The organism is Mesorhizobium sp. LNHC221B00, from assembly GCF_000502935.1.
Lineage (GTDB): Bacteria > Pseudomonadota > Alphaproteobacteria > Rhizobiales > Rhizobiaceae > Mesorhizobium > Mesorhizobium opportunistum.
In genome coordinates, this window is record NZ_AYWR01000002.1 from 92,302 (window position 1) to 110,067 (window position 17,766).

Sequence of the window (17,766 nt, forward strand, 5' to 3'; positions counted from 1 at the left end):
TCAGTCTCGTTCGCGCTTTACCAGCGGTAGTGCGCGAAAGCGCGGTTGGCTTCAGCCATCTTGTGGGTGTCTTCACGCTTCTTGACGGCCGTGCCGCGGTTGTTGGCCGCGTCCATCAGCTCGCCGGAGAGGCGGTCGACCATCGTGGTCTCGTTGCGGTTGCGCGCGGCAGCAATCAGCCAACGGATGGCCAACGCCTGACGACGCTCGGGGCGCACATCGACCGGAACCTGGTAGGTCGCACCACCAACGCGGCGCGAACGCACTTCCACATGCGGCGCGACATTGTCGAGCGCCTGATGGAAGACGGTGACCGGCTCCTGCTTGGTCTTCGACTGAACCTGGTCGAGGGCGCCGTAGACGATGGTCTCGGCAACCGACTTCTTGCCGTCATACATGACGGCGTTCATGAACTTGGTGACGATCAGATCGCCGAACTTCGGATCCGGGTTGATCTCACGCTTTTCTGCACTGTGACGACGCGACATGGCTTTTGTCTCTCAATCTCGTAGCCCGACGCATTGAAGCGCCAGAGCCGGAAAATCTTACTTCGGACGCCTTACTTCGGACGCTTGGCGCCGTACTTCGAACGGCGCTGCTTGCGGTTCTTCACGCCCTGCGTGTCGAGCACGCCGCGGATGATGTGGTAGCGGACGCCCGGAAGATCCTTGACGCGGCCGCCGCGGATCATGACCACGGAGTGTTCCTGAAGGTTGTGACCTTCGCCGGGAATGTAACCGATCACTTCAAAACCATTGGTCAGGCGGATCTTGGCCACCTTGCGCAACGCCGAGTTCGGCTTCTTCGGCGTCGTCGTGTAGACGCGCGTGCAGACGCCCCGCTTCTGCGGGTTCTGCTGCATGGCCGGGACCTTGTTGCGCTTCACCGGCGCAATGCGCGGCTTGCGGATCAGCTGGTTGACGGTAGGCATTAAACCCTCTTGTCTCTCAATTCCGTGTCTCGCCCGGTCAGGGCCGCTCAAAGCGTCATTTCCATACGCAAATTCGGGCCACAAACCGCGCCTCGCGGTCTTGCCCGAACAAATGGCAGAGGAAGCGGAAGCCGCTTCGTGCACGCCGGAAATGTCTTTTCGCTCGTAAAACGAACCCTGTTTGAGGCAAACTCCAAAGCGTGTCGCTTCGGAAAGGAGAGCCTCACATCGGTTCTGACTGGCCGGCTTCTACTCGTAAGCCCGCGAACCGTCAACCCCGGCGTGGCAAATATTGCATTGAAGCCGAGGCTTGGCAGCCATGCGAAAACCGCATGTAATTTTCTTTCGCCATTTTGCAATGGCAAGGAAGAAAGTGCCAAGCCTTTGGCAAAGTGAATGGCTTTTGGCTGTCGCATGGCTCCGCTTCGTGCGAAAAGGCCGCCCTGAACAGTCAAAGTCCCCTCGCCCGCTCTTTGCCAGGAGGAATCAGCCGTGAACGACAATGAAGAACGTCCGGTCACCATCATCACCGGCCGGGTGTGGAAACGCAAAGGCGGCAAGGTGGAGGGCGTGCATGTCATGCTGGTCGCACCCGACGACGATTCGGCTGTGCGCAAAGCGCTCGAATCGCTCGCGGCTGAGGGTTACGCCGAGGCCGAACTCGACCAGATCGGTGACATGGACGGCGTGCCCGACGACGAGCCGCATCTGTCAGCCTATCAAGGCGCGCTCGAAGGCGAAGTGTCGATCGTGACCTTCGAGGAGCCGATCTGAGAATCAGGCACCCCTCGCCTTTCGAATCGCCGCCAGCCCCCTTCCGGCGAAAGAAAAAGTTGGGCGCTGCAGTCCGGCAAAGCTGGGACTCACCGTCCACCGCTGGCTTGTTCGGGGCAAGTGTTCTGATAAGAAGCGCTGATCATCACCCAACAGACGGAGCGACCGTGTCCCAGCCCATCAAGATTGGCATCGTCGGCGTCGGCAAGATCGTCCGCGACCAGCACCTGCCGGCCCTGGCGAAAGACCAGGATTACCGACTGACCACCGCCGCCAGCCGGCATGGCAAGGTCGACGGCATCCCGAATTTTCCTACCATCGAGGCGATGCTCGACGCGGTGCCGGAACTGGACGCCGTCTCGCTCTGCATGCCGCCGCAATTCCGCTACGATGCCGCGCGCACCGCGCTCGAGGCGAAGAAGCATGTCTTCCTGGAAAAGCCTCCGGGCGCCACGGTCAGCGAGGTCGAGGACCTGAAAGCGCTGGCGACGAGACAGGGCGTTACCCTCTTCGCCAGCTGGCATTCGCGCTATGCGCCGGCGGTGGAGGCCGCGCGGAGCTTTCTCGCCTCAACCCGTATCCGCTCGGCGGCGATCGTCTGGAAGGAAGACGTGCGCCGCTGGCACCCGAACCAGGACTGGATCTGGCAGCCAGGCGGCTTCGGCGTCTTCGATCCCGGCATCAACGCGCTGTCGATCGCGACCCACATCCTGCCGGCGATGTTCATCACCTCGGCGGTGCTCGACTTCCCCGAAAATCGCGCCGCCCCGGTCGCGGCGCAAGTCGCCTTCCGCACCTCGAACGGATTGCCGGTAACGATGGAGCTCGACTGGCTGCAGACCGGTCCGCAAAGCTGGGACATCCTAGCCGATACGGATACCGGCAAGATGGTGCTTTCCGGTGGCGGCTCGAAGCTCGCCATCGACGGCAAGGTGGTCCACGAAGAGCCGGAAGCCGAATACCCGATGCTCTACAAGCGCTTCGCCGAGATCGTGCGCGCCGGCATCTCCGACGTCGATCTCGCGCCGCTGCAGCATGTCGCCGACGCCTTCATGCTGGGCAAGCGCAATGTGGTCGAGGCATTTTTCGACTGAGCTGATCGTTTTGCTTTTTGTTCACTCGACGATCGCGATCGCAAAACCGTCATAGCCCTTCGCTCCAACGGTCTGAATGGCCGTTCCTTCCAGCCGCTTGTCGCCGCCGATGAAGGAGAATGCAGCACGTGCGCCTTCGACATTGGGATCACGACCGTCCTCGTCGAGCACCGCGCCGTCACGGATGACGTTGTCGCAGACGATGACGGTTCCTGAGCGCGACAGCCGCATCGCCCATGACAAATAATTCGGATTGTTCGGCTTGTCGGCGTCGATGAAGATGAGGTCGAACGGGCCGGCGTTCTCGGCGCTCAGCGCGGCGAGCGATTGAAGCGCCGGCCCGACCCGCAGGTCGACCCGCTCCGACACCCCTGCCCGCTCAAAATTCGAGCGCGCGACCTTGGCGTGATGCGGGTCGAGTTCAAGCGTCACGATCTTACCGTCGGCAGGCAGTGCGCGCGCCATCCAGATCGTCGAATAGCCGCCCAGCGTGCCGATCTCGAGGATCTTCCTTGCCCCTTTCATGCGCGCCAGAATTGAAAGCAGCTTGCCTTGCGCCGGCGACACGTCGATCGCCGGCAGGCCCTGGTCATGATTGGCCGCCAGAACGGCATCGAGGGTGGGATCTGCCTCGAACAGGGCATCGACGATGTAGTCGTCGACAGCAGCCCAGGTTCTCTTGCTCATCGTTTTAATCTCCGATCCATTGAAAGCCAAAACGCGAAAGGATGCCGCTAGGCACCCCGGGCGAAAAGCTGCCATGAATATGAATACCCAACATCAAACCCCGAACAAACAAAAAGGCCGCCGGGTTGCCCCGACGGCCTTGTTGCCTGAGATTTCCAAGAGCGGTTCATCGTTTCATGGAAACGTTGAACCGCTCTATCCTTATTTTGGCGCAATTCCGGACGGAAAACCGTTTTACACTTTTCCCGGAATTGCTGCCGCCGCGCTTACTGCGCGGCGGTTGTCATGTCGGCCAGCATCGGCTCGGCGACTTCCACACCGGAGGCCTTGCGGCGCTCGTCGATGATCAGTTCGTCGCGCGAGGTGGCGATGCGCCGGATCTGGCTCATCGTGCCACCCGTACCGGCCGGGATCAGCCGGCCGACGATGACGTTTTCCTTCAAGCCCTGCAGCATGTCGGTCTTGCCGGCAACCGCGGCTTCCGTCAGCACCCTGGTCGTCTCCTGGAAGGAGGCGGCCGAGATGAAGGACGGCGTCTGCAGCGAGGCCTTGGTGATACCGAGCAGCACCGGCTGACCTTCGGCCGGCTTCTTGCCGTCCTCGATCAGGCGCTCGTTGACCTCTTCCAGCTCGATCACGTCGACGTGGTCGCCCGGAATGTAGGTCGAGTCGCCCTGCGTGGTGATCTCGACCTTCTGCAGCATCTGGCGAACGATCACCTCGATGTGCTTGTCGTTGATCGACACGCCCTGCAGGCGGTAGACTTCCTGGATTTCGTTGACGAGGTAGGAAGCAAGTGCTTCCACGCCCTTGATCGCCAGGATGTCGTGCGGCGCCGGATTGCCGTCGAGGATGTAGTCGCCCTTCTCGATGACGTCGCCGTCCTGGAGATGGAACGGCTTGCCCTTCGGGATCAGGTATTCGACCGGCTCGAGCGTCGAGTCATGCGGCTCGATGATGATGCGGCGCTTGTTCTTGTAGTCGCGGCCGAAGCGAATCGTGCCATCGATCTCGGCGATGATGGCGTGATCCTTCGGACGACGAGCCTCGAACAGTTCGGCAACACGCGGCAGACCGCCGGTGATGTCCTTGGTCTTGGCGCTTTCCATCGGGATACGCGCCAGGACGTCGCCGGGGCGAACCTGCGCACCTGGCTCGACCGAGAGAATGGCCTCGACCGAGAGCAGGAAGCGGGCGTCGCCACCCTTCGACAGCTTGCCGACCTTGCCCTTGGCGTCCAGGATCGCAATCGCCGGCTTGAGGTCGTTGCCGCGTGGCGTCGAACGCCAGTCGATGACCTCACGCTTGGTGATGCCGGTCGACTCGTCGGCCGTTTCCTGGACGGAAATGCCGTCGACCAGATCCTCGTACGACACCTTGCCCTCGATTTCGGTGAGGACCGGGCGAGTATAGGGATCCCACTCGGCGATACGCTGGCCGCGCTTCACCTTGTCGCCATCGTCCACGAAGATACGCGAACCGTAGGTGACGCGGTGCGTGGCGCGCTCCTTGCCGGCTTCGTCGAGGATCAGCACCGCCATGTTGCGGCCCATGACCATCTGCTGGCCGTCGGAGTTGCGCACCACGTTGCGGTTGCGGATCTCGACCTTGCCCTCGTAGGAGGCTTCAAGGAACGAGCTGTCCACCACCTGCGCGGTACCGCCCATGTGGAAGGTGCGCATGGTGAGCTGGGTGCCCGGCTCACCGATCGACTGCGCCGCGATGACGCCGACGGCTTCACCCTGGTTGACCGGGGTGCCCCGGGCCAGATCGCGTCCGTAGCAGACCGCGCACACGCCAACCCTGACCTCGCAGGTCAGTGCCGAGCGGATGCGGACCGACTGGACGCCGGCCTTTTCGATCTGCTCCACGTCACGCTCGTCCATCAGCGTTCCGGCCTTGACCAGCAGGTCGCCGGTCACCGGATGGTTGATATCGTCGAGCGAGGTGCGGCCCAGCACGCGCTGGCCGACCGAAGCGACAACCTGACCGGCATCGACGATCGGCTGCATGGTGAGGCCCTTGTCGGTGCCGCAATCCACGGAGTTGACGATGCAGTCCTGCGCCACGTCGACGAGACGACGGGTGAGATAACCCGAGTTCGCCGTCTTCAAGGCGGTGTCGGCCAGACCCTTGCGGGCGCCGTGGGTCGAGTTGAAGTACTCGAGCACGGTCAGGCCTTCCTTGAAGTTCGAGATGATCGGCGTCTCGATGATTTCACCCGACGGCTTGGCCATCAGGCCGCGCATGCCGGCGAGCTGGCGCATCTGCGTGGGCGAGCCACGCGCACCGGAGTGCGACATCATGTAGATCGAGTTCATCGGCTTCTGACGGCCATTGTCCTCGAACTCCACGGCCTTAATGCGGGCCATCATTTCGTCGGCGACCTTTTCCGAGCACTTGGCCCAGGCGTCGACGACCTTGTTGTACTTCTCGCCCTGGGTGATCAGGCCGTCATTGTACTGCTGCTCGTATTCCTTGGCCAAAGCCTCGGTGTCCGACACCAGCTTGATCTTGGAGTCCGGGATCAGCATGTCGTCCTTGCCGAACGAAATGCCGGCACGGCAGGCGTGAGCGAAACCGAGCGCCATGATGCGATCGCAGAAAATGACCGTCTCCTTCTGACCGCAATGGCGGTAGACGGTGTCGATCATCTTGGAGATGTTCTTCTTGGTCATCTCCTGGTTTGCGGTCTCATAGGGCACATTGACGTTCTTGGGCAGAAGCTCGCCGATGATCATGCGGCCAGGCGTGGTGTCGTGGATCTTCGACACGACCTTGCCTTCGGCGTCGACCGTGCGGAAGCGGCCCTTGATCTTGGCGTGCAGCGTCACCGCCTTGGTCTCGAGCGCGTGCTGGAGTTCGCCCATATCGGCAAACACCATGCCCTCGCCCGGCTCGTTCTGGTTGACGATCGAGAGATAGTAGAGACCCAGAACCATGTCCTGCGACGGCACGATGATCGGCGCGCCGGAAGCCGGGTGCAGGATGTTGTTGGTCGACATCATCAGCACGCGGGCTTCAAGCTGCGCTTCCAGGGACAGCGGCACGTGGACCGCCATCTGGTCGCCGTCGAAGTCGGCGTTGAAGGCCGTGCAGACCAGCGGATGCAGCTGGATCGCCTTGCCTTCGATCAGGATCGGCTCGAACGCCTGGATGCCGAGGCGGTGCAGCGTCGGCGCGCGGTTCAGCAGCACCGGATGCTCGCGGATGACCTCGTCCAGGATATCCCAGACCTCCGGACGCTCCTTCTCGACCAGCTTCTTCGCCTGCTTGACGGTCGAGGAGTAACCCTTGGCGTCGAGACGGGCGTAGATGAAGGGCTTGAACAGTTCGAGCGCCATCTTCTTCGGCAGGCCGCACTGGTGCAGCTTGAGCTCCGGACCGGTCACGATGACCGAACGGCCGGAATAGTCGACGCGCTTGCCGAGCAGGTTCTGGCGGAACCGGCCCTGCTTACCCTTGAGCATGTCGGACAGCGACTTCAGCGGACGCTTGTTGGCGCCGGTGATGACGCGGCCGCGACGGCCGTTGTCGAACAGCGCATCGACGGCTTCCTGCAGCATGCGCTTTTCATTGCGCACGATGATGCCGGGAGCGCGCAGTTCGATCAGCCGCTTCAGACGGTTGTTGCGGTTGATGACGCGACGATAGAGGTCGTTCAGGTCGGACGTGGCGAAACGGCCACCGTCCAGCGGGACGAGCGGACGCAGGTCCGGCGGGATCACCGGAACCACCTTCATGATCATCCATTCCGGACGGTTGCCGGACTCCATGAAGTTCTCGACGACCTTGAGCCGCTTCAGATACTTCTTCTGCTTCAGCTCGGACGTGGTCGAAGCCAGTTCCGAACGCAGGTCGCCTGCGATCTTCTCCAGGTCCATGCCGGCCAGGAGGTCGTGAATGGCCTCGGCGCCGATCATGGCGGTGAAACTATCCTCGCCATACTCGTCGACGGCGATCATGTACTCTTCCTCGCTGAGCAACTGATGCTCCTTCAGCGCGGTGAGGCCAGGCTCGGTGACGATGTAGTTCTCGAAGTACAGGACGCGCTCGATATCCTTCAGGGTCATGTCGAGCAGCGTGCCGATGCGCGAGGGCAGCGACTTCAGGAACCAGATATGGGCGACGGGAGCGGCGAGCTCGATATGGCCCATGCGCTCGCGGCGAACGCGCGACAGCGTTACTTCGACGCCGCACTTTTCGCAGATGACGCCCTTGTACTTCATGCGCTTGTACTTGCCGCACAGGCACTCGTAGTCCTTGATCGGGCCAAAAATGCGCGCGCAGAACAGACCGTCACGCTCCGGCTTGAAGGTGCGGTAGTTGATGGTCTCCGGCTTCTTGATCTCGCCGAACGACCAGGACAGAATCTTCTCAGGGCTGGCAAGCGAGATCCGGATGGAATCGAACACCTGCGCAGGCGCCTGCGGATTGAAGAGATTCATGACCTCTTGGTTCATGCCGTTCTCCTTTTCGGGGTCCTCGAAAACCCCTTGCATCTAACGCGGGCAGAATGCCCGCTGAGTGGTCGGCCCACCGGCCGAAGAAATTTGATCGGCGCGTCGCGGCTTTCGCGACGCGCCATTGCCTTACTCCGCCGCGTCGGGCAGCCGGATCGGGTTGTCGTCGAGCTTGGTGTTCTCCAGCTCGACATTGAGGCCGAGAGACCGCATTTCCTTGACGAGCACGTTGAAGCTCTCCGGGATGCCGGCCTCGAAGGTGTCGTCGCCGCGGACGATCGCCTCGTAGACCTTGGTACGGCCGGCAACGTCGTCCGACTTCACCGTCAACATTTCCTGCAGCGTGTAGGCGGCGCCATAGGCTTCCAGCGCCCAGACCTCCATCTCGCCGAAGCGCTGGCCACCGAACTGCGCCTTGCCGCCCAGCGGTTGCTGGGTGACGAGCGAGTACGGACCGATCGAACGCGCGTGGATCTTGTCGTCCACCAGGTGGTGAAGCTTGAGCATGTAGATATAGCCCATCGTCACCTTGCGATCGAACGGCTCGCCGGTGCGTCCGTCATAGAGCTGCGACTGACCGCTGGTATGCAGGCCCGCCTGCTCCAGCATGATGTTGATGTCAGCCTCGTGTGCGCCGTCGAACACCGGGGTCGCGATCGAGACGCCGCGGCGCATCTGCTCGCTGAGGCGAACAATGCTCTCGTCGTCATACTCGCGGACCGGCTCGTTGCGGTCGTTGGCCGGCATGAAGCTCTCGAGCGTCTTGCGCAGCGGCTTGATATCACCGGCCGCCTTGTACGTGTCGATCAGCTCGCCGATCTTCCTGCCCATGCCCGCGCAAGCCCAGCCTAGATGCGTTTCCAGGATCTGGCCGACATTCATGCGGCTCGGCACACCCAGCGGGTTGAGCACGATATCGGCATGCGTGCCGTCCTCGAGGAAAGGCATGTCCTCGACCGGAACGATGCGCGACACGACACCCTTGTTGCCGTGACGGCCAGCCATCTTGTCGCCCGGCTGCATCTTGCGCTTCACGGCCACGAAGACCTTGACCATCTTCATGACGCCCGGAGGCATTTCGTCGCCGCGCTGCACCTTCTCGACCTTGTCCATGAAGCGCTGCTCGAGCGCCTTCTTGGAGTCGTCGTACTGGCCACGCAGGGCTTCCAGTTCGCTCTGGAGCTTTTCGTTCTCCACGGCAAACTGCCACCACTGCGAACGCGGATACTCGTCGAGCGTGTCCTTGGACAACGTCGAGCCCTTCTTGAAGCCCTTCGGTCCAGCGATCGCTTCCTTGCCGACGAGGACGTCGGAAAGACGCGCGTAGACGTTGCGGTCCAGGATGGCCTGCTCGTCGTCACGGTCCTTGGCGAGGCGTTCGATCTCCTCGCGCTCGATCGCCATAGCGCGCTCGTCCTTCTCCACACCGTGGCGATTGAACACGCGCACCTCGACGACGGTGCCGAAGGTGCCCGGAGGCATGCGCATCGAGGTGTCGCGCACGTCGGAGGCCTTTTCACCGAAGATGGCGCGCAGAAGCTTCTCTTCCGGCGTCATCGGGCTTTCGCCCTTCGGCGTGATCTTGCCGACCAGGATATCGCCAGGCTGCACTTCCGCGCCGATGTAGACGATGCCGGCTTCGTCGAGGTTCTTCAGCGCTTCTTCCGAAACGTTCGGAATGTCGCGCGTGATTTCCTCCGGACCGAGCTTGGTATCGCGCGCCATGACCTCGAACTCCTCGATATGGATCGAGGTGAAGACGTCGTCGGCGACGATGCGCTCGGAGAGCAGGATCGAGTCCTCGTAGTTGTAGCCGTTCCACGGCATGAACGCGACCAGCACGTTGCGGCCGAGCGCCAGATCGCCGAGTTCGGTCGACGGACCGTCGGCGATGATGTCGCCCTTGTTGACCCGATCACCCATGCGCACCAGCGGACGCTGGTTGATACAGGTGTTCTGGTTCGAACGCTGGAACTTCATCAGCCGGTAGATGTCGACGCCGGACTTGCCCGGATCGAGATCCTCGGTGGCGCGAATGACGATACGCGTCGCGTCCACCTGATCGACGATGCCGCCGCGGCGGGCGCCGATAGCGGCGCCCGAGTCACGGGCGACGATCGGCTCCATGCCGGTGCCGACGAACGGCGCCTCGGCGCGCACCAGCGGCACGGCCTGACGCTGCATGTTCGAGCCCATAAGGGCGCGGTTGGCGTCGTCGTTTTCCAGGAACGGGATCAGGGCCGCGGCCACCGACACCATCTGCTTGGGCGACACGTCCATCAGGTCGACGTTTTCACGCGGCGCCATCATCACTTCGCCGGCGCTGCGGCAAATGACGAACTCGTCGACGAAGCCGCCATTCTTGTCGAGCTCGGCGTTGGCCTGCGCGACATGGTGCTTGGCTTCTTCCATTGCCGAGAGATAGACGACGTCATTGGTCAGCTTGCCGTCGACGATCTTGCGGTACGGGCTCTCGATGAAGCCGTACTTGTTGACACGTGCGAAAGTGGCCAGCGAGTTGATCAGACCGATATTCGGGCCTTCCGGCGTCTCGATCGGGCAGATGCGGCCGTAATGCGTCGGGTGCACGTCGCGTACCTCGAAGCCTGCACGCTCGCGGGTCAGACCGCCCGGTCCAAGCGCCGACAGGCGACGCTTGTGGGTGATCTCCGACAGCGGGTTGGTCTGGTCCATGAACTGCGACAGCTGCGAGGAACCGAAGAACTCGCGCACGGCGGCGGCCGCCGGCTTGGCGTTGATCAGGTCCTGCGGCATCACCGTGTCGATCTCGATCGAGGACATACGCTCCTTGATCGCGCGCTCCATGCGCAGCAGGCCGACGCGGTACTGGTTCTCCATCAGCTCGCCGACCGAGCGCACGCGGCGGTTGCCGAGATTGTCGATGTCGTCGATCTCGCCCTTGCCGTCGCGCAGTTCGACCAGCGTCCTGACCACGGCCAGGATGTCGTCCTTGCGCAGGACGCGCACGGTGTCCTCGGCCTTGAGCTCGAGGCGCATGTTCATCTTGACGCGGCCGACGGCCGACAGATCGTACCGCTCGCTGTCGAAGAACAGCGAGTTGAACATGGCTTCGGCGGTCTCGAGCGTCGGCGGCTCGCCGGGGCGCATGACACGGTAGATGTCGAACAGCGCGTCCTGGCGGCTCTCGTTCTTGTCGACATTGAGCGTGTTGCGGATATAGGCGCCGACATTGACGTGGTCGATGTCGAGAACCTTGATCTCGTTCTCGCCCGTGCCGAGAAGCACTTTGAGAGTCTTTTCATCGATCTCGTCACCGGCTTCGAGGAAGATCTCGCCGGTAGCGTAGTTGACGATGTCCTCGGCCAGGTAGTTGCCGAGCAGATCCTCGTCGGTCGCCTTGATCGCCTTGAGACCCTTTTCGCCAAGCGCTCTGGCCTGACGGGCAGTGATCTTCTTGCCGGCTTCGACAACGACCTCGCCCGTATCGGCGTCGACCAGGTCGCCGACGGCCTTGAGGCCGCGGAAACGCTCGACGTTGAACGGGATGCGCCAGTGGTCGCCGGCGCGCTTGTAGGTAATCTTGTTGTAGAAGGTCGACAGGATCTCTTCGCCGTCCATGCCGAGCGCCATCAGAAGCGACGTCACCGGAATCTTGCGGCGGCGATCGATACGGGCGTGCACGACGTCCTTGGAATCGAACTCGATGTCGAGCCACGAGCCGCGATAGGGAATGACGCGCGCGGCAAACAGAAGCTTGCCCGACGAGTGCGACTTGCCCTTGTCATGGTCGAAGAAGACGCCCGGCGAACGGTGCATCTGCGAGACGATGACGCGCTCGGTGCCGTTGACGATGAAGGTGCCGTTCAAGGTCATGAGCGGCATGTCGCCCATGTAGACGTCCTGCTCCTTGATGTCCTTGATCGACTTGGCGCCGGTATCCTCGTCGATATCGAACACGATGAGGCGCAGCGTCACCTTCAGCGGCGCGGCATAGGTCAGGTCGCGCTGACGGCATTCGTCAACGTCGAATTTCGGTCCTTCGAACTCGTACTTCACGAACTCCAGCATCGAGGAGCCGGAAAAATCGGAGATCGGGAAGACCGACTTGAAAACGGCCTGCAGTCCCTCGTCCGGACGTCCGCCCTTGGGCTCGTCCACCATCAGGAACTGGTCATAGGATGCCTTTTGAACCTCGATCAGGTTCGGCATCTCCGCAACTTCCGGGATCTTTCCGAAGAACTTGCGTACGCGTCTGCGGCCATTGAAAGTCTGGGTCTGGGCCATCGTCGCTCCTTAGCTCTAAACTCGGGACGAGCCTCGCCGCGGCTCGCCTTGCATACCGAGCCGCCTGGGCGGCGGCCCTCTGTCTGTTCTCCGGCAGCCACAACCAATTGCTTGGCGGCCGCCGGCTGAAACGGGAGAAAACCCGTTTCCTGAAGGCCTGTTCGGGCCCTCAGGAAAGAGGTTCTCGTACATCTCGCGTTACGCGTCCTCCCCTCCGGGTGAGGGGAGTGGCGGACGGCGCGAGGCCGCCCGCCGCTTTTTACGCTTACTTCAGGTCGACCTTGGCGCCGGCTGCTTCCAGCTGGGCCTTGAACTTGTCAGCGTCGGCCTTGGAAACGCCTTCCTTGACCGGCTTCGGAGCCGCTTCGACCAGATCCTTGGCTTCCTTGAGGCCAAGACCGGTGATGGCGCGGACTTCCTTGATGACGTTGATCTTCTGAGCGCCAGCGTCGGTGAGGACGACGTCGAATTCCGTCTTTTCCTCGACCGGAGCAGCGGCAGCAGCAGCGCCGCCAGCAGCGGCAACCGCCACCGGAGCAGCAGCCGAAACGCCCCACTTTTCTTCCAGAAGCTTCGACAGCTCGGCCGCCTCGAGGACGGTCAGCTTCGAAAGGTCGTCTACGATCTTTGCGAGATCAGCCATTGTTGTATTCCTTCATAAGGTTCGAACGTGTGTTTGTGATAGCGAGGAACGGCCTCATGCCGCCTCGTCCTTCCGGGCGTAAGCGCCGATGACGCGCGCGACCGAGGCCGCTGGCGCATTGACGATCTGGGCGATCCGGGTTGCCGGCGTGGCGATCATGCCAACCAGCCTGGCGCGCAGCTCATCGAGCGACGGAAGTGTGGCGAGTGCCTTCACACCGTCGGCGTTGAGCGAGGTGGTGCCCATTGCGCCGCCGAGAATGACGAGCTTGTCATTTCCCTTGGCGAAATCGGACGCGACCTTCGGCGCCGCAATCGGATCCTCCGAATAAGCAATCAGCGTCTGTCCCTTGAACAGCTCGATGATCGATGCGGAGTCCGTGCCCTGAAGAGCGATTTTGGCGAGACGGTTCTTCGCGACTTTAACGGTGCCACCGGCGGCGCGCATTTTCGACCGAAGGTCGTTCATTTGCGCGACGGTGATACCGGCATAGTGGGCCACGACCACTGAACCTGCGCTTGCAAACGCATCGTTCAGGCCCGTGACGAGTTCGCGTTTTTCCGCTCTGTCCACTGCCTATCTCCAGTTGACCCCTGCCCCTAAAATAGGACAGGCGTCGGGTTGCCTTTGCCGGCCGGGCCATCCAGTAACGGATCTCCCGAACGACGCTCGAGGATCCTGCCCCCTTTCGCCACACCGGCGGCCAAGCCGACGATGCGCAGACAAAAGGCAAACACGGTTCGAACCTTTCATTGGAGCACTTGCTCCGTTGTCAGGTCTTCACCCGTCTCATGCAGGCCCACATGAATTAAGGCTTTTGGGCCGCCTGCAATCTCGGACAGGATGTCCGGAAGCCTTTCGGCTTCCGGCACCGGGCCGCCGACAAGTCGGAGGCCCGGAATTCACTTGCGGATCAGTCTCTTGGGAGACGATCCAAATGGTCGTATCAGGACGCTGCGAGCGTCGAGACGTCGAGCTTGAGGCCCGGGCCCATCGTCGAGGTGACCGACACCTTCTTGACGTAGTTGCCCTTGGCGCCAGCCGGCTTTGCCTTGGTCACCGCGTCGGCGAAGGCGCGGATGTTCTCTTCCAGCGCCTTGACGTCGAACGAGACCTTGCCGACACCGGCATGAACGATGCCGGCCTTCTCGACGCGGAACTCGACCGCGCCGCCCTTCGATGCCTTGACGGCGGCGGCGACGTCGGTGGTGACGGTGCCGACCTTCGGGTTCGGCATCATGCCGCGCGGGCCGAGCACCTTGCCGAGACGGCCGACGAGCGGCATCATGTCCGGCGTAGCGATGCAGCGATCGAAATCGATCGTGCCCTTCTGGACGATGTCGACCAGATCCTCGGCTCCGACGATGTCGGCGCCGGCGACCTTGGCTTCCTCGGCCTTGTCGCCACGGGCAAACACCGCGACGCGAACCGAGCGGCCGGTGCCGTTCGGCAGGTTGACCACGCCACGGACCATCTGGTCGGCATGACGCGGGTCGACGCCGAGGTTCATGGCGACTTCGATGGTCTCGTCGAACTTGACCGTGGAACGGTCCTTGAGCAGCTTCAGCGCATCACCCAGGGCGTAAGCCTTGTTGGGATCGATGCCTTCGCGGGTCTTCGATACACGCTTTGCAATCTTTGCCATGATCTCAGCCCACCACTTCCAGACCCATCGAGCGGGCGGAGCCCTCGACCATGCGCATGGCCGCTTCGACGTCGTTTGCGTTCAGATCCTTCATCTTGGCAGTCGCGATTTCGCGAACCTTGTCGCGCGAAACGGTGCCAGCCTTGACCTTGCCCGGCTCCTTCGAGCCCGACTTCAGGTTCGCTGCCTTCTTCAGGAAATAGCTCACCGGCGGCGTCTTCATGACGAAGGTGAATGACTTATCCTGATAATAGGTGATGACGACCGGAACCGGCGATCCCTTTTCCATTTCCTGGGTCTGCGCGTTGAACGCCTTGCAGAACTCCATGATGTTGATGCCGCGCTGACCAAGCGCCGGGCCGATCGGGGGCGACGGCGTAGCCGAACCCGCGGAGACCTGGAGCTTGAGCTGGCCTGCAATTTTCTTAGCCATCTCTTTTCCTGCCTTTGTCTATGCCGGCACCCACTATCTGGGAAACCCGGCGGTTGCAGTCTGGTGGTGCGGTCCGCGCAGCCGGCTAAAGCCGCATTCGCCTCCCACCGTTCTCAAGGCCGCGCGCTTGTGCGCCGCCTCCCCCGATCGCCGACCGGCGTCGCCGGTCCAACATCGGGGATTTCGGATCAGCCCTTTTCGACCTGTCCGAATTCCAGATCGACAGGCACGGCGCGCCCGAAGATCGAAACTTCCACCTTGAGCCGAGCCCGCTCCTCGTCCACTTCCTGGACGAAACCGTTGAACGACGCGAACGGACCATCCGAAACGCGGATCGCCTCGCCGATCTCGAAGGTGACCGACGGCTTCGGCCGTTCGACGCCTTCCTGGACCTGGTTCAGGATGCGCTGCGCCTCGGCCTCGGTGATCGGCACCGGCTTGGAGTCGCCGAGAAAGCCGGTGACCTTCGGCGTGTTCTTGACCAGCGAGAACACCGCATCGGTCAAATTGGCCTTCAGGAGCACATAGCCCGGGAAGAACTTGCGCTCGGCATCGACCTTGCGGCCACGGCGAACTTCGACGACCTTCTCGGTCGGCACCACGATCTGCTCGATATCGGCGGACAGGCCCTTCTGCTTGGCCTTGTTCTCGATGTCCTCGGCGACCTTCTTTTCAAAGTTCGAATAAGCGTGGACGATGTACCAGCGCGCAGTCATTTTTAGACTTCTCCGTAATCGCCGGACTTAACGTCCAATGCCCAGAATCTGTTCGACCGCAAAGCCCATGAGCTGATCGGCGGTGAAGAAAAAGACCATCGCAATCACAGCGAAGGCCAGAACCATCACCGTCGATATCATGGTCTCGCGACGCGACGGCCAAGTCACCTTGGCTGTCTCCGAGCGGACCTGCTGGAGAAAGACGAAAGGATTTGTGGTTTTCGAAGCCATATGCCGCCTGTCTTCAAGACCCGTTGGCCGGGCCCCCTGGATGATCCCGCTGACCGGGACGTGCCGCCTGAGCCCAGAGTCGCGCCGAATCAGCGCAACCATTTCGCCCATGCAAATCAGACGCGTAAAGCCGGCTTCCCAGCTCCACGCGTCGCGTGTCTGTCCTGTCTACATAAAACCGATTCTTGATCCACGCAAGTGGCAAGTGTCCGCTTTATGACCAAACACCGCCTCGGAACCATCCAGTCGTTCCGTCCCGGCTATAGCTGCCTTATGCCCCAATCAGCCTAATATGGCAAGCGGGTCGCCGATTTTCAAAGGCCGACCCGCAAAATATCGATGCGCGCAGGGCATTCGTGTAACGGAAACTGGCCCTTTTCAGCCGGACTGTTTGGCGTTCGCCCAGTGACTGATGGGGGACCTGGAACATGGCCGACGGCGGGAATGGAGGCGCGGCCGCGGTTGGCAAGGCGCCACCTTATGCTCACATGCGCACAAGCAGGATAAGCGAGAATTTCGCGGATGCAATTCAATGCGGAAGGGACAGCACCGATATGGCCCGATAAGATGTGTGTTGTTCACATAAGCTGGCTTCGACGGATGGGCGAGGTCATTGGCGATGGCTCCGCCGAACTTGCTCGACGACGGCTCGCTCAAGATCACATTGCCTATCCCAACGGCGGCGAAGCCATTCTGAAAGCCAAATGAGTATTTCATCAGCAGCCCTGCTAGGCCTCTCGAGGTGTCCCAATGCTATATTTCGCCTACGGATCGAACATGGACCCGCTGCAGATCGCAAAGCGCTGCCCTGGCCACCAGGTCGTGGGCATCGGCATGTTGCCGAGCCATCGGCTCTGTTTTCCGCGGCTGTCAAAGAATCGCGGGTGCGGGGTATCGTCCATAGAGCCGGTTCACGACGGGGTGGTATGGGGCGTTGTCTACCGGTTGACGCCCGATGACGTGGTCCGCCTCGATCGGGAGGAGGGATACGAAGCCAGCCGACCCGCGGGCGAGAACCGCTATAACCGGATGACGATAATGGTGACCATGGGTGGCGAGCCCACCGAAATGCAGACCTATGTCGCTGAGCGGCAGGAAAATCCCCCTCCCCCAAATGCCGAGTATTTAGCGCTGATGCGCGATGGCGGCCGGCACCATGGGTTGCCCGCCCCCTATCTCGCCATGCTCGACGCGCTGGGTGAGTATGTCGGGATCGTATCCGGTTGATCTGCCAACCGTAAAAAGGCGCTCATGATATCGCCCAAATTGTCGTCACGGCGGCAATCAAGCGGCTGCCCGGCGCTCTTGACGCGCAGCTTCCCACACTTCGCGGGCGGCGTCGGCATTCAAGGCCGCAATCCCCAAACCCACCAGCAAATCTGGCCACGCCGATCGCCATACGAAAGCCGTCATCAGCCCGGCAGCAATAATGGCAATGTTGGCGAATGCGTCATTGCGTGCCGACAGGAATGCCGCCCGCGTCAGGCTGCCGCCGTGGCGCCGGTAGGCGGCGAGCATGTAGGCACAGGAGAGATTGACCGCGAGTGCACCCAGACCTGTCAGCGACAGGGCGAAGGCTTGAGGCGGCACCGGCGCGTTGAATTTTTCCCACGCCGTCCAGAGGGTCGCCACGCCCGGCACAAGCAGGATAAGCGCCAGCGCCATGCCGACCCGCGAGCGGGCGCGCATCGACCAGCCCAGCGCGAGCAGAATGAGAAGGTTGACCGAGGCATCTTCCAGAAAGTCGATGCTGTCGGCGAACAACGACACCGATCCGATGGCGAGCGCCACGGCGAACTCGATGCCAAAATAGCTCAGGTTCAGAAGTGCGACGAGCAGGACAATACGGCGGAGCGCGCTATGGGCTTCCATATCCAAACCTT

The 17,766-nt window shown here is 61.9% G+C and carries 15 protein-coding genes; 3 read left to right on the forward strand and 12 right to left on the reverse strand.

The annotated features are described in order from the left end of the window. Positions 1 to 17 precede the first annotated feature (17 nt). Both rpsG and rpsL read right to left on the reverse strand, forming a co-directional pair. The gene (rpsG, locus tag X741_RS163360; RefSeq protein WP_008875664.1) at positions 18 to 488 is read right to left on the reverse strand and encodes a 30S ribosomal protein S7; all 471 of its coding nucleotides are present in this window, start codon (positions 486 to 488) and stop codon (positions 18 to 20) included. Between the two features lie 71 nt (positions 489 to 559). Then, positions 560 to 931: a 30S ribosomal protein S12 gene (gene rpsL, locus X741_RS163355; RefSeq protein WP_006333356.1), complete on the reverse strand. Its 372-nt coding sequence runs from the start codon at positions 929 to 931 to the stop codon at positions 560 to 562. Positions 932 to 1,423: 492 nt separating this feature from the next. On the opposite strand from rpsL, the gene X741_RS163350 reads away from it, so the two are divergent. Both X741_RS163350 and X741_RS163345 read left to right on the forward strand, forming a co-directional pair. Then, positions 1,424 to 1,705: a hypothetical protein gene (locus X741_RS163350; RefSeq protein WP_023776149.1), complete on the forward strand. Its 282-nt coding sequence runs from the start codon at positions 1,424 to 1,426 to the stop codon at positions 1,703 to 1,705. Positions 1,706 to 1,872: 167 nt separating this feature from the next. After that, on the forward strand, positions 1,873 to 2,799 hold the full coding sequence (locus X741_RS163345) for a Gfo/Idh/MocA family oxidoreductase (protein WP_023776150.1): 927 nt from the start codon (positions 1,873 to 1,875) through the stop codon (positions 2,797 to 2,799). A gap of 21 nt (positions 2,800 to 2,820) precedes the next feature. Here the strand turns inward: X741_RS163345 and X741_RS163340 are convergent, their stop codons facing one another. The 9 genes from X741_RS163340 to secE form a co-directional block, all read right to left on the reverse strand. Further along, positions 2,821 to 3,486, reverse strand: coding sequence for an O-methyltransferase (locus tag X741_RS163340; protein WP_023776151.1), 666 nt, complete (start codon positions 3,484 to 3,486; stop codon positions 2,821 to 2,823). 266 nt (positions 3,487 to 3,752) lie between these two features. Continuing rightward, complete coding sequence (gene rpoC, locus X741_RS163335) at positions 3,753 to 7,949, reverse strand: DNA-directed RNA polymerase subunit beta' (protein WP_013895706.1); 4,197 nt, start codon at positions 7,947 to 7,949, stop codon at positions 3,753 to 3,755. A 129-nt stretch (positions 7,950 to 8,078) separates the two neighbouring features. Further along, positions 8,079 to 12,215 carry a DNA-directed RNA polymerase subunit beta gene (gene rpoB, locus X741_RS163330; RefSeq protein WP_013895707.1) on the reverse strand — a complete coding sequence of 1,379 codons (4,137 nt, stop codon included), beginning with the start codon at positions 12,213 to 12,215 and terminating at the stop codon, positions 8,079 to 8,081. Between the two features lie 265 nt (positions 12,216 to 12,480). Beyond that, positions 12,481 to 12,858: a 50S ribosomal protein L7/L12 gene (gene rplL, locus X741_RS163325; protein ID WP_006202136.1), complete on the reverse strand. Its 378-nt coding sequence runs from the start codon at positions 12,856 to 12,858 to the stop codon at positions 12,481 to 12,483. Positions 12,859 to 12,912: 54 nt separating this feature from the next. Next, the gene (rplJ, locus tag X741_RS163320; RefSeq protein WP_013895708.1) at positions 12,913 to 13,431 is read right to left on the reverse strand and encodes a 50S ribosomal protein L10; all 519 of its coding nucleotides are present in this window, start codon (positions 13,429 to 13,431) and stop codon (positions 12,913 to 12,915) included. Positions 13,432 to 13,804: 373 nt separating this feature from the next. After that, a complete protein-coding gene (rplA, locus tag X741_RS163315; protein WP_023776152.1) occupies positions 13,805 to 14,503 on the reverse strand; it encodes a 50S ribosomal protein L1 in 699 nt (232 codons plus the stop codon). Between the two features lie 4 nt (positions 14,504 to 14,507). Next, entirely contained in the window at positions 14,508 to 14,936 is a 429-nt protein-coding gene (gene rplK / locus X741_RS163310) for a 50S ribosomal protein L11 (RefSeq protein WP_010909262.1), read from the reverse strand. 188 nt (positions 14,937 to 15,124) lie between these two features. Next, positions 15,125 to 15,652, reverse strand: coding sequence for a transcription termination/antitermination protein NusG (nusG, locus tag X741_RS163305; protein WP_013895710.1), 528 nt, complete (start codon positions 15,650 to 15,652; stop codon positions 15,125 to 15,127). 27 nt (positions 15,653 to 15,679) lie between these two features. Continuing rightward, positions 15,680 to 15,883, reverse strand: coding sequence for a preprotein translocase subunit SecE (gene secE / locus X741_RS163300; protein WP_013895711.1), 204 nt, complete (start codon positions 15,881 to 15,883; stop codon positions 15,680 to 15,682). A gap of 750 nt (positions 15,884 to 16,633) precedes the next feature. Between secE and X741_RS163295 the strand changes: the two genes are divergently transcribed. Next, complete coding sequence (locus X741_RS163295; RefSeq protein WP_023776154.1) at positions 16,634 to 17,110, forward strand: gamma-glutamylcyclotransferase family protein; 477 nt, start codon at positions 16,634 to 16,636, stop codon at positions 17,108 to 17,110. A gap of 57 nt (positions 17,111 to 17,167) precedes the next feature. On the opposite strand, the gene X741_RS163290 is transcribed toward X741_RS163295, so the two are convergent. Beyond that, positions 17,168 to 17,755 carry a cation transporter gene (locus tag X741_RS163290; protein WP_031249691.1) on the reverse strand — a complete coding sequence of 196 codons (588 nt, stop codon included), beginning with the start codon at positions 17,753 to 17,755 and terminating at the stop codon, positions 17,168 to 17,170. Between the last annotated feature and the right edge of the window lie 11 nt (positions 17,756 to 17,766).